Annotated in this window: 10 protein-coding genes; 5 read left to right on the top strand and 5 right to left on the bottom strand. The window is 71.6% G+C overall.

Annotated features, from left to right (window positions below; translation table 11 throughout):
• Positions 1-123 precede the first annotated feature (123 nt).
• Positions 124-1,326: an MFS transporter gene (locus AAH979_RS05900; RefSeq protein ID WP_346257000.1), complete on the bottom strand. Its 1,203-nt coding sequence runs from the start codon at positions 1,324-1,326 to the stop codon at positions 124-126.
• 295 nt (positions 1,327-1,621) lie between these two features.
• The gene (locus AAH979_RS05895) at positions 1,622-2,680 is read right to left on the bottom strand and encodes a DUF2330 domain-containing protein (RefSeq protein WP_346256999.1); all 1,059 of its coding nucleotides are present in this window, start codon (positions 2,678-2,680) and stop codon (positions 1,622-1,624) included.
• Between the two features lie 419 nt (positions 2,681-3,099).
• Here AAH979_RS05895 and AAH979_RS05890 point away from each other — a divergent pair, with 419 nt between their 5' ends.
• Positions 3,100-3,924 (top strand): hypothetical protein, encoded by an 825-nt coding sequence (locus AAH979_RS05890; RefSeq protein WP_346256998.1) that lies wholly within the window; start codon positions 3,100-3,102, stop codon positions 3,922-3,924.
• 112 nt (positions 3,925-4,036) lie between these two features.
• Here the strand turns inward: AAH979_RS05890 and AAH979_RS05885 are convergent, their stop codons facing one another.
• Genes AAH979_RS05885 through AAH979_RS05875 form a run of 3 tightly spaced genes read right to left on the bottom strand, consistent with a single transcriptional unit; the run spans position 4,037 to position 6,833 of the window.
• Entirely contained in the window at positions 4,037-4,798 is a 762-nt protein-coding gene (locus AAH979_RS05885; protein WP_346256997.1) for an SDR family oxidoreductase, read from the bottom strand.
• Positions 4,795-5,691, bottom strand: coding sequence for a dihydrodipicolinate synthase family protein (locus AAH979_RS05880; protein ID WP_346256996.1), 897 nt, complete (start codon positions 5,689-5,691; stop codon positions 4,795-4,797). The genes AAH979_RS05885 and AAH979_RS05880 overlap by 4 nt, the downstream gene beginning before the upstream one ends.
• Positions 5,688-6,833 carry a mandelate racemase/muconate lactonizing enzyme family protein gene (locus tag AAH979_RS05875; protein ID WP_346256995.1) on the bottom strand — a complete coding sequence of 382 codons (1,146 nt, stop codon included), beginning with the start codon at positions 6,831-6,833 and terminating at the stop codon, positions 5,688-5,690. The genes AAH979_RS05880 and AAH979_RS05875 overlap by 4 nt, the downstream gene beginning before the upstream one ends.
• A 143-nt stretch (positions 6,834-6,976) precedes the next feature.
• Between AAH979_RS05875 and AAH979_RS05870 the strand changes: the two genes are divergently transcribed.
• From AAH979_RS05870 to AAH979_RS05855, 4 genes are all read left to right on the top strand, one after another.
• Positions 6,977-10,090, top strand: coding sequence for a TIM-barrel domain-containing protein (locus tag AAH979_RS05870; RefSeq protein ID WP_346256994.1), 3,114 nt, complete (start codon positions 6,977-6,979; stop codon positions 10,088-10,090).
• 116 nt (positions 10,091-10,206) lie between these two features.
• Positions 10,207-11,028: an IclR family transcriptional regulator gene (locus AAH979_RS05865; RefSeq protein ID WP_346256993.1), complete on the top strand. Its 822-nt coding sequence runs from the start codon at positions 10,207-10,209 to the stop codon at positions 11,026-11,028.
• On the top strand, positions 11,025-11,909 hold the full coding sequence (locus AAH979_RS05860; protein WP_346256992.1) for a sugar ABC transporter permease: 885 nt from the start codon (positions 11,025-11,027) through the stop codon (positions 11,907-11,909). The genes AAH979_RS05865 and AAH979_RS05860 overlap by 4 nt, the downstream gene beginning before the upstream one ends.
• A complete protein-coding gene (locus AAH979_RS05855; protein ID WP_346256991.1) occupies positions 11,906-12,805 on the top strand; it encodes a carbohydrate ABC transporter permease in 900 nt (299 codons plus the stop codon). Before AAH979_RS05860 ends, AAH979_RS05855 begins: the two co-directional genes overlap by 4 nt.
• Positions 12,806-12,849 lie beyond the last annotated feature (44 nt).

The following is a 12,849-nucleotide window of genomic DNA, read 5'->3' as shown; positions in this document are numbered from 1 at the left end:
GTCCGGCACGACGCTCACAGCCGCCGCACGTCGGTGGAGTCGCGCCACGAGTTGAGGCGCGGTCGTCCGGGCGGCGCAGGAAACCCTCGGAGTCCTGTGCATGCCCAGACGACCGCACCGGCATTAGCCGATCGGCGCCGTCCGGGTGTCGGGCGTAGCGGCGAGCAGCAGCGTCGACACGGCCGCGAAAGCGGCCGCACCGACGAAGACCAGACCTGGTGATGCGTACGTCAGCGACCACCCGAACGCCGTGCCAGCCGCAACCGGCACCACGGTCTCGGCAATGGCGCCGATCCCGGTCAGCGCGCCCTGCACGGTCCCCTGTTCGTCGGCCCGGACGTTGCGGGAGATCCACGATCGCGCGGCCGCACCGCCGACCGAGCCGAGCACGCCGACCGCCTGTAGGACGTAGAGCATCCACGGCACGGACACGAACGCCGTACCTGCCAGCGACGCGACGCCGAGCAGGCTGCCGGCCACCGCGGCACGCTTGTCGCCGAGCCGTCGGACGACCGGACCGACGGCCCGCGCCTGGAAGACCGCGCCGGCGAACGCGCCCGCCGCCATCACGACGCCGACGTGCGTGGTGCTCCAAGCGAACTGGTACGTGAGGAAGAACGTCCAGATCGACTGGTGGGTCATGCGGGCGACATCGGCGCAGAAGCGGGCGTACCCGAGCCGTCCGAGCACCGGCCGGCCCAGGACGACGGCGACCGCGCCGGCCGGGTTCGCCAGCCGCAGGGTGAGCGGGGTGGTCCGGTCACCGGGCCGCGACTCGGGCAGGACGAACCAGCCGTACGCGACGTTGGCGAAGGACAGCGCGGCCGCGGCGAAGAACGGCAGGCGTACGTCGACGGCGCCGAGCAGGCCGCCGATGGTCGGGCCGGCGACGAAGCCGAGCCCGAACGCGGAGCCGATCAACCCGTACGCGCGAGCCCGCGACCCGGGCTCCGTGACGTCCGCGATGTACGCGTTGACCACGGTGTTCGTTCCCGCGCACGCACCGGCGAGGGCGTGGAACACCAGGAGCGTCCAGGGGCTGGGTGACATCGCATGGGCCAGCCAGTCGAGGCCGAGGCAGGCCAGCGACGCGAGCAGGACGGGCCGTCGGCCGTACCGGTCGGAGAGCCGACCGAGCAGCGGCGAGACGGCGAACTGCAGCAGGCCGTAGATCGAGCCGAGCAGGCCGGACCAGAAGACCGCGGCGGCGGCGTCCTCGGTGACGGCCGTCATCAGGGCCGGCACGATCGGCACGATCAGGCCGAGCCCGAGCATGTCGAGGAAGACAGTGACGAGGAGAAAGGAGAGGGCGGGCGCCCGGCGCATTGCGGCTCCTGAGTCTGGAGAGGGCAGGGGGCCCCCTCGCGACTCGCGGTCCGCCGAAAGTACGGAGGATCAGACTATCGTCGCCGTCAAATCGTTTTTGCCGTCGCACCGCAGGCGTGTCCACTGGCGACACGTCGACCTTCCCGTACTGCGGGTAAGGGATGCTCAGGGGCGTAGCGGCGAGTCACCGGCCGGCGGTTCCGCGGACTGTCCCAGCACTCTCCCGTCGGGTCGTCGGCACAGTGTGCGTCAACTCCGGAGCGTGATCGGGTGAGCCCCAGCAAGGAGCACGCCGTCAGGCCCTGGCCGACCGCCGGCGTACGACCACGACGGCGATGGCGATGGCGACCAGCGCCGAGCCCAGCAGGATCAGCGGCACCGCGGGCATCGGCCACGGCGAGCGGACGTACTCCTTGACGATCACGACCGCGCGGTGGGGCTCATCGGTCGCGGAGCGGGTGAGGCGGATGTCGTCGGTGATCTGCGCCGGCCTGAACTCCCCGTCGTAGCGGGTCAGGAAACGCGGGCCGACCAACGCCGCGGACAGCGTCGGATATTGCGGGTCCGGCTTCACCTCGCCCGCGAACGTCAGATCGGGCGCCTTGCCGCTGGGCGCCGGATTGCTGATATCCATCCGGTGGTCGGCCAGCACGTACAGGCGCAGCGGCTGACTGCCCTCGGCCGTGGCCGACAGTCGCATCGGGTAGACCGGAGTGTCGGTCTCGAACTCCAGCCGCATCGGCGGCAGTCCGGCGGAGAGGCTGCCGGAGGTCGGGGCCAGGCGCACCGCGACGACGAGCCAACCCTCCGCGAGGTACGGTCCGAGCGCGCCTTCGAGGGCGGCGGGCAGGGTGAATTCGTTGTCGCCCAGCCAGCGCGCCACGGCGGTGGCGTCGGTGCCGGCGAGTTGGGCGACCTCGTAGGGCCCGATCTCGATGTGGTCGACGACGGTGGCGCCGCGATCGGACCGCGGGGGTGCACCCGCGCCGTCACCGTCCACCCGCACGCGCCGCACCTCGACGTCCGGGCGGCTGATCCGGTCGAGCTCGCTGAACAGTTCCCCGTTGGCCACCTCGAACCGGGCGCGGGCGGGAACCGGCATCAGGAACGCCGCCTGGGTCGCCTCGGAACGCGCCTGTACCGAGAGGGTGATCGACTCGGTGCGGCCGGTCAGCTCCACCAGCGCGGTCTCCTGCTGCGCACGCAGCTTGTCGTTGGCGACGAACGCCCCGCAGGCGCAGGCGCCGGACGTCGCGGGATCGACTCCCAGCATCGTGACGGCGAGCGCAACCACCACCCCGATCCGGGTTGCCGTACGGCCGATCGCCATGACCCGTCGGACGCGGTCGACCACGGTCGGGTTCCGTGGTCGTGGACGGTGGTGGCGATGTCGTGGCCCTCCGGCCCGGCCGTCGTGCTCCTCGGCGAGCTCCGGTCGGATCACCGGCCGGCCTGTTCCGCGGACTGTCACAGCACCCTCCCGTCGGGTCGTCGGCATAGTGTGCGGCAGCTCCGGAGCGTGACCGAGCGAGGGCCCACTCGGCAGCACCCGGTCAGGCCCTGGCCGACCGCCGGCGCAGGGCCACGACGGCGCCGACCATGTGCCGCGGGAGAAGCTGGCGATCAGGCCCCCGGTGCGCCCTCGCCTTGATCAAGGAGGCTAACCTGCTTACCGTCGGCGAACACCACCGCAGGCTTCAGATGGTCGCGACCCCTGCAGGCCAGGTCTCGGCCTGATCGGCCCCGGCCGGTTACCCCTTGAAGGAGACGACATTGGGAAGAAACGGCCTGCGGTGGCCGGTGTCGATCATCGCGTTCGCGCTGGGCCTGACCTTGTTGACCGGCTGCGCCATCGACAAGGGCTCGGCACTCGCCGCGGATTTCGAGGACGACTGGGCCGGCACGCCGGACGTCGCCGAAATCCACACCACCGACAACAACACGCTGCCCTTCCTCGGAACGGCGAGCGGCGTGTTGATCCTCAAGGACGGCACCTCGGCCGACCGGGTGACCGAGCTGGCGAACAAGCTGAGGGAGTACGTCGCCGGTCACGACAACACCACCGGCCGGATCACGGCGGACGGCATCACCTTCACCGTTGTCGCGGACAAGACCCGCGCCGGCAAGGCACTGGCGCTGTGGCACTCACTGACGGACGACCACCGGGTGGTGACCGGCGACATCAAGGATGCGCCCTGGAAAGAGAAGACCGACCGCTGGGAGATCAAGGTCACCGCGGTCGATTCCGCCGGGGCGATGGCGCTGTTCAAGGACATGATGGCCGACGGCGACCAGCACCAGCCACTCTCGAAAGTGACCTCGCTAGAGGTCAGCACCGAGCGTGGCGTGCGGCCCTCGCTCCGGGTCGAGACCGACTTCAACGACGGTTTCCCCGCCGAGGCGATCGCCGCGTACGACGCGGTGGTCGCTCGGTACCGCGTCGTCGGCGCGACGCTGCGACGCGATCGTGCGACAGGATCGGCGGTGAGCATCGTCGTGGCGAACAGCGCGGATCTGGACCGTGCCGGCGAACTCGCCAGGACGGCGGCACCGACCCTCGGTGCCGCCGTCAAGGTCACCAGCGACGGCGGCGGCTGACCTGGCCGAGGGCTGGGCACGGCGTCCAGGCGTCGGGTTCTGGGCCCACCATGTTTCCCGCTCGTCGTGTCCAAGACCGGGCGGAGGTCCGGCGTCGGGTGCGGTGCCAGCCCTACGGCGCTCCGCCGGGTGCCAGCCATCTGGCCCGCAGGTCCGGCCGGAGGAAGGCGGCGGGGGAGGCGATCGTGAGGCCGCCGTCCACCGGCAGCACCGCGCCCGTGACGAAGCCCGCGCCGGCGAGGAAGAACACCGCCGCCGCCACCTCCTCCGGCGTGCCGGTACGTCCCAGCGGGTAGCCCGCCGACGCGTCGGGAATCCCGTCGCCGCCGATCAGGCCGGGCGCTACGGCGTTGACCCGTACGCCCACCGGGCCGTATTCCAGGGCGAGTTGGCGGACGAGCCCCTCCAGCCCGGCCTTGGCGGTCGCGTACCCGGGCAGGCCGGGTGCGGCGAGGGTGGCGTTGACCGAGCTCACCGCGACGATGGCGGGGCCGGCCAGCCGAGGGCGGTCGGGCCGGGCGGTCGCCGCCAGCAGCGGCAGCGCCGCGCGGCTGACCGCGAACGCCGTGCCGAGCGTGGCGTCGAGCGCCGAGCGCCACTGCGCATCGGTGGTCGCGGTGATCGGCGCCACCGGCATGGCGGCCGCCGCGAGTACCACCACGTCGAGCCGGCCGGCCAGCTCGACGGTGACGCCTACCGCGGCCTCGGCTCCGGTCGCGGTTGCGCAGTCCCCGACCAGGTCCGCCGCGTACGGGGAGTCGTCGACCTGCTCCAACGCGGCACCCACCACGGTGTCCCCGGCGTCGGCGAAGGCGCGGCCGATCGCCCGGCCGATCGGCGAGCCGGAGCCGACGACCAGGACTCCCCGGGTCACCGGAGCCCCAGGTCGTCGAGGATGTCGGCGAGCGCGGCCAGGGTGCCCGGGGTGGCGTCCACCGCTGGTGGCCGGACCGCCGGGGAGTCGATGATGCCGCGACGGACCAGGACGTGCTTGTGGACCGACCAGGCGATTCCCGGTTGCAGGCCGAACCGGATGAGCGGGAGCAGCCGGTTGAACGCGGCGCGGGCGGACCGGACCTCGCCCGCCGCCCAGGTCTCCAGCACCGGCCGCAGCAGGTCCGGGAACTCGCAGGCGGGCATGGTGCCGACGGCGCCGAGGCGGTACTCCTCCAGCAGGAACAGCGCGTTCTGCCCGCCGAGCACCAGGAGGTCCGGGGCGACGGCCTCGACCACCGCCCCGATCTTGGGCGCGGTCGGCGGGGCTTCCACCTTGACCGAGGCGACGCCGTCCAGCTTGGACACCTCCGCGATCAGCGGCACCGGCATGGTCACTCCGGTGCTTCCCGGGGCGTCCTGCACCATCACCGGCAGGCCGCCGTCCCGGGCGACCGCGCCGTAGAAGTCGACCACCTGCGCGGCGCTGGGCTTCACCATGAAGGGCGGTACCACCATCACGGTGCTCGCCCCACGGTCCGCGGCGCGGCGCGCCTGCTCGACGGCCTCGGCGGTACCGGTGGCCGCCACCCCGGCGACCACCGGGAGGTGTGGGCTCACCACGCTGGTCACGACGTCAAGGATCCGGGCGCGCTCGGTGTCGGAGAGGGCGAAGCCCTCGCTGGCGAAACCGAACAGCGCGACCCCGTCGACGCCGGTCGCGACCTGGAACTCGACCAGCCGGCGCAACGAGTCGAGGTCGAGCTCACCGTTGTCGGCGAACGGGGTGGCGAGCACCGGGATCAGGCCGCGTACCTCGGACGATCGGGTCACATGTCCTCCAGGAGAGATAGGTCGACGTCCACACCGAGGCCGGGGGTGTCGGGGAGTGGGAAGGAGACCGGGCCACCGGGCAGCGGCGCGGTGAGGATGCGGCTGGCGACGGCCATGGTTCCCGGCTGGAACTCGAACGCCGGCATCGCCTCGACGGCGGCGGCGAGGTGCAAGCCGGCGGCGACCGCGACCCCGAGGCCGACCGAATGGTGCGGAGCGACCGGTACGTGGTGGGCCGCGGCGAGTTCCGCGACCGCCATCGCCTCGGTGATCCCGGTCCGGGCCACGTCCGGTTGGCACAGGTCGACCGCGCGGGCGGCGAGCCAGGTCCGGAACTCGTACCGGTTGCGCAGCGCCTCGCCGATGGCGACCGGGGTGGCGATCGCCGCGGCCAGTTCCCGGTGGCCGTCGACGTCCTCGGGAACCAGCGGAGCCTCCAGGAACCAGGCCCGCCGTTCGTCCAGGGCCCGACCCAGGCGCAGGGCGTCCGCGCTGTCGTAGGCCCAGTGCGCATCGACCGCGACGCGTAGCTCGGGGTGGGCGGCGGCGACCGCGTCGTAGGTGGCGAGGTCGGCGTCGACCCCGTGGCCGAGGTGCAGCTTGATGGCGCGTACCCCCTGGCGGACCCAGTCGCGGGCGAGTTCGGCGCGGGCCGCGTCGGTGGGCTTGGGCAGCCCGGAGACGTACGTCGGCACCTCGGTGCGGTACGCGCCGCCGAGCAGGGCGTGCACCGGTGCGCCGTACGCCTTGCCGGCGAGGTCCCACAGGGCGGTGTCGACGGCGGCCAGCGCGTCGGCCTGGTGCCCGACGAGGTGACCGCGTTCCCGCATGAGCCCGGTGAGCCGGGCCCAGAGCGGGCGTACCCGGCGCGGGTCCTGGCCGATCAGCGCGGGGCTGAGCAGCCGGTCGACGATTGCCTGGGGCACCTCCGGCGCCACCGGGGCGAGGGCCTCACCCCAGCCGTACGTGCCGTCGACGCAGGTGAGTTTGACCAGCAGCGTCTCGAACCGGTCGGAGTAGAGGCTGCGCCACGGGGGCCGGAGATAGTACGAGTCGCCGTCGCCGCCGTCCGGCCGCGCCCCGAGGTACGCCTCCGGTGGACGCAGTTTCACCACGTGGGTCTCGACCCGCTCAATCTCCACTACAGACTCCCGGCTGGCGGTTGACCTTGTGCAACATGCGGGATATCTTGCCGTATCGCGCAAGCAACTTCCATACAGGGTCGCTCACTCCACACCTTCACCCCAGGGCGTGCCCCCGCCGCCCGGTGACTCAGGAGCCCATCATGCGGAAACGCGCCACGCGGACAACCGCGGTCGCCACCACGGTCATAGTCGGGTTCGGCCTCACCGCCGCAGCCCCCGCCGCCGGCCAACCCGACACCGACCGACCGGACCGGCGGGTGGTCGACGCCGGTGACAGCATCGTGATCCGTGGTACGACCTACCGGATGCGGATCGTCAAGGACGGCTTCCGGTACTCGTTCGAGACCCCGACCGGCAAGCCCGTCGCGCCGGCCCACCCGACCTCCGGCCTGCGGATCAAGACCTCCGCCGCGACCGACTTCAGCAATGCCGCCGAGACCCGGCTGGTCTCCAGCCCTCGGGCCGCCACCGCCGTGCTGGCCGTCACGATGACGGACGGCGCGCGGGTCACCGTGCACATCCAGCCGACCGACACGTACGCCCGGGTCACCGTGCCGGACCTGCCCGGGCAGAGCAGCACGGTCGACTTCCGTACCGGCGGGGTGGCCCCGGCGTACGGGCTCGGCGACTACGGTTCGTTCGCCGACGGGCAGCCGGAGCAGGGCACACCGTGCAGCGGCAACGTCCAGGTCCGGCCGAGCACCGAGCTGACCGGCCTGGTGCTGGACAACCTGACCAACGAGGGTAGCTGCAAGCGCTTCATCACCACCTTCACCGTCTTTCCGAAGCAGCGGTTCGGCCAGGTGTGGTTCGCCGAGGGCCAGAAGCGGGTCGGTCTCACCACGGACGAGAACCGGCTCGGCGCCGCCGGCGTCGACGAGGTGCAGAGCCTGTACTACTTCGTCGGCCGCGACCTGCGCCAGGTGTACGCCGACTACCGGCAGGCCCGGCACCGGCACGGGTACGTCGACGCCAAGCCCGCCGAGTCGGCCTTCGGGCTCGGCTGGGAGGCGTACGGCGCGCTCGCCTGGAACACGTACCAGTCCTCGGTGATGGACACGGTCCAGGGGTTCCTCGACCACGGCTACCCGCTGAGCTGGGGCGTGGTCGGGTCCGGCTTCTGGCCGGGACCGCGCGGAAACAAGGTCGAGGGCACCACGAACAGCTTCGGGATGTGGGACGACACCGCCGAGGAGGGCCGCGACGACGGGCTGCCCAACCCGCGCTACCCCGATCCGGACGCGCTGAAGAAGCTCTTCGCCGACAACGACATCAAGCTCCTGCTCGGCGCCCGCAACAACTTCAAGGCCCTGCCGGCCGACGGCGGCAACCACAACCCGAGCTACGACGGGCCGTTCCTGCAGGAGGCGCTGGACCACGGCTACCTGCTCCGCAACGCCGACGGTACGCCGCGGGTGGTGACCCGGGCCCAGTTCCCGTCCGGCGCCAGCTACGTCCTGGACGGCACCAACCCGGAGGCGGTGCGCTGGTTTGTCGACCGGCTGCGGCTGTGGGGGGTGGACGGGTTCAAGGAGGACACCATGCTCTACGACCCGAACTTCCACCTCGACGGCAACTGGAACGCGGTCCAGAACGCGCTGCACGACGCCAGCGAACTGCTGATGGTGCGCAACGCGGCGTACTCGGTGCCGGGTGACATGCTCCGGATCAACGACACCATCTACGGCACCGGCGAGGTCTACCACGAGGACCCGGACCGGATGCCGGTGAACCTGCTCAACTACGCCGCCTCCGGCGCCGGCAACCTGTCCCCCGACATCGTCGGCGGCACCCCGGGACCGTCGCTGGGGGACCCGGCGTACCAGCGGTACTTCGTCCGCAACGCCCAGTTCAACGCGATGCTGCCGGTGCTGACCTTCGGCAAGGGCCCGTGGGAACTCGGCCGCGAGGACTACGCGGCGTCGGTGAAGCGGCTGGCGCTGTGGCACGAGGCGCTGCGGCCGTATATCTACGACGCCGTGCTGGACGGGTACGAGACCGGGTTCCCGAGCGCGGTGACCCCGCTGCCGCTGGCCTACCCGGACGACCCGGCCACCTACGGCCTGGCGAACGACACCACCCGGCAGTACGAGTGGATGTTCGGCGAGTCGCTGCTCGCCACCCCGGTCTTCGGCGCCGACTTCGGCACGGCGCAGACGCGCGATGTCTACCTGCCGGCGGGCAAGTGGATCGACATCGAGACCGGAGCGGTGTTCCACGGACCGACGACCCTGCGCAACTACGCGATCGGCGCCGACCGGATCCCCGCCTTTGCCGGCGGCAAGGGTGTCCTGGTCACCGGCAAGGCCGGGGCGCTGACGGCCGAGGTGTACCCGGTCTCGACCGGCTCCCGCTACACCGCAGGCCGGGGCCGCGACGCGGTCACCGTCTCCAACGCCAACACCGGCTGGGATCCCCGCTCGCTGACCGTGCGGGACACCAGGACCGGCGCCCGGGTCGGCTACCGGATCGACCCGGTCACGGGTGCGCTGCGCTTCCCGGTCGCCGAGGGACACACGTACCGGCTCACCGGCGGCGGCACCGCCGGGCACACCGTCGCGCGGGACACCGCCGTGCCTGGGCGGGTCACCGGCCTGGAGCACGACACCGGCACCGGGACCACGACGCTGAGCTGGGACCCGGTCGAGGGCACCCGGTCGTACGTGGTGACGGCGCAACTGCGGCAGGAGTGCGGCAGCACCACGCCGGAGTTGGTCGTCGGGTCGGCGACCGGCACCAGTCTGGTGTTCGACAACGAGGGTGTCGCCGGCACCTACCGGGTGACCGCGACGAACAGCGTCGGCGGCGGAGAGCCGTCGGAGCCGCATTCGATCGAGCCGTTGCCCGGCGAGGTGGCGCAGGCCGTCGTCGTCACCAACGAGGGGACGCCGTCGACCTGCGATCCGGACAACCCGGCGTACAGCGAGTCGGGTAGCTGGCTCTCCAGCAGCCTGAAGGGCTTCGACGGGTCGGGCAGCCGGTACACCCGAACGGCCGGGCTCACCGCCACCTGGCGCGCGGTCCTGCCGGCCGGCAGTTACCAGGTCGAGGTCTGGTCACCCGGGAACACGGTCTGCAGCGCCGACGCGAGGTACACGGTCGGCGGGGTGACGGTGCCGGTCGACCAGTGCGCCACCGGCGGGTCGTGGCACTCGATCGGCACGTACCAGCTACCGGCGGGACTCGCCGCGGTGACGCTGACGGCGGGTTCCGGCGCCACCCGGGCGGACGCGGTCCGCTTCACCCGGCCCTGACGAGCGGTCGACGCCGGATGCCGAGGCCGATCGCCACGGCATCCGGGCGTTGACCGCGTGCAACCTCCGGGATTAACTTCCCGGATCGCGCAAGTAACTTTCAGAGAGGGTCTCACATGGCAGCGGAATCCGGCAGCAACCAGAGCGTCGAGCGGGCACTGGGCGTGCTGCGCGCCCTGAGCGCCGGGCGGTCCGAGATGCGCGTCTCCGACGTGGCCAAGGCGACCGGCCTCGGCCTCTCCACCGCGTCCCGGCTGTTGGCCACCCTGGAGAGCGCCGGCTTCGTCGACCGCGACCCGATCAGCGGCCTCTACCGGCTCGGGCTCGACCTGGTCTCGCTCGGCGGTTCGGTCCTGAACAACCACCCGGTGCACCGGGAGGCCCGGCAGACGGCGCAGAACCTCGCCGCCGAGCTCGGGCTGGGCGCCAACGTCGCGGTACGACGTGGTGACCGGCTGTTCTACCTGCTCAACTTCGAGGGCCGGAACGCCCCCCGGTCGTTCGTCCTCGCCGGGCAGTACAACCCGCTGCACGCCACCGGTCTCGGCAAGGCGCTGCTCTCCGGGCTCACCGCCGACCAGCGGCGCAGCGTGCTGCCGGGCGAGACGCTGCCGGCCTACACGCCCCACACGGTCACCAGCCACGAGCAGCTCGACGAGGAGATCGCCCGTACGCTGGCCCGGGGCTACGCCACCGAGATCGAGGAGTTGGCCCTCGGCCGGGCCTGCGTCGCGACGCCGATCCGGGACGGATCCGGAGCGGTGGTGGCCGGCCTGTCGGTGTCCGGCCCGCTGTCCGCGATCGACCTGCCGCACCGCGAGGCGGAACTCGTGCGGGCCGTGATCGAAGCGGCCGACTCGATCAGCATCGGTCTCGGCTATGTCGGCCCGGCCCACGTCACACCGCAGCGGTTCAGCACGCCAGAGGTGGTGTCATGAGCGTCGGCCGCCGGCTCTCCGACCGTACCTTCGGCTTCCTGCTCACCCTGCCGGCGCTGGTGCTGTTCAGCGCGATCGTGCTCTATCCCCTGGTCGGGTCCTTGACCACGAGCCTGTTCCGGCAGAGCCTGGTGCTGCCCGGGCGCAGCTTCGCCGGGCTGGACAACTTCCGGACCGTCCTCGCGGACCAGTTCTGGCCGGTGCTGCAGAACACCCTCGTGTTCACCGTCGCCAGCACGCTCATCCCGTTCGCGATCGGCTTCGCCCTCGCGCTCGCGCTGCACACCCGGCTGCCCGGCCGGGCCGTACTCCGAGGGCTGTTCCTCTTCCCGTGGATCATCCCCGGCGTCGTGGTCTCGTTCGTCTGGATGTGGATCTTCAACGCCAACTACGGGGTCCTGAACGGCCTGCTGGTACGCCTCGGCCTGGTCGACGACCCGATCAGTTGGCTCGGGCAGCCCGGTACGGCGATGCTCGCGGTGATCGTCGCCAAGTCCTGGGCCAGCTTCCCCTGGATGATGGTGATGCTGCTGGCCGGCCTCCAGACCGTGCCGCAGACGCTGCACGAGGCGGCCGCGCTCGACGGGGCCGGTACGCTACGCCGGTTCTGGCACGTCACCCTGCCCCACCTGCGCGGCATCGTCGGGGTGGTGCTGTTGCTGGAGACCATCTGGAACTTCCAGCACTTCGACACGATCTACGTGCTGACCGGCGGCGGGCCCGCCGGTGCCACCACGACTTTTGCCGTCTCGGTCTACGACACCGCGTTCAAGGGCTTCGACCTGGGCCGCGCCGCCGCGCTCGGCGCGCTCTGGATGGCGCTGCTGTCGGTCCTCGTCGTGGTGTACGTCTGGGCCGCCGAACGAGGGGAGAAGTCGTGACGATCGCCGAATCCAGGACTCTGCCGGCAAAGGATGCCGGTACCCCCGCCGCCTCGCCAGGCGCCCGACGCCAACGCCGGCCCCGGCCGTTCGGTGCGGCCGTCACCGTCGCCGTGATCGGCGCCTTCGCCTTCAGCCCGGTCTACTGGCTGCTGGTCACCGCACTCACCCCGAACGACGAGGTGTTCGCCTTCCCGCCCCGGCTGTGGCCCCGGACGGTGACCTTCGAGCACTTCACCAACCTCGCCGACAACCCGGCGCTGGCCCGCTATCTGGGCAACAGCCTTGTCGTCTCGCTGCTGACCGCGGTCCTCACGGTGATCGTCTCCGGCTACACCGCGTACTCCTTCGCGAAGTTCCGCTACCGCGGCCGGCGGTCGTTGATGTACCTGGTGCTGGCCTCCCAGATGTTCCCGCAGGCGCTCCTGCTCATCACGCTCTACCTGGTCTTCAGCGCGTACGGGCTGCTCAACACCTACCTGGCGCTGGTGCTCTCCTTCACGACGTTCACGCTGCCGCTCTGTGTCTGGATACTCAAGGGCTTCTTCGACACGATCCCGGACGAACTGATCGAGGCGGCCAAGGTGGACGGCGCGGGGCAGGGCGCCATCATCCACCGCATCGTGCTGCCGGTGAGCCTGCCCGGCCTCGTCGCCACCGGACTGTTCGCCTTCATCCGCGGCTGGAACGACTTCATCTTCGCCCTCACCCTCGCCGGCCCGGAGAAGCAGACCCTTCCTCCCGGGCTGGTCAACACCTACCTGGGCGAGTTCCAGGCAGCCTGGCCCGACCTCATGGCCGCCTCGCTCGTCGTATCGCTACCTGTCGTCATCGGTTTCATCATCCTCCAGCGCTACCTCGTCGCCGGCCTCACCGCCGGCGCGGTCAAGGGCTGACGCCCCGCATCCCGCGCCGACCGTCCCGGCTCCGGGCGGCCCGG

This window comes from Plantactinospora sp. ZYX-F-223, from assembly GCF_039649625.1.
Taxonomy (GTDB): Bacteria; Actinomycetota; Actinomycetes; order Mycobacteriales; family Micromonosporaceae; genus Plantactinospora.
This window is presented reverse-complemented; position numbering and strand designations above follow the sequence as displayed.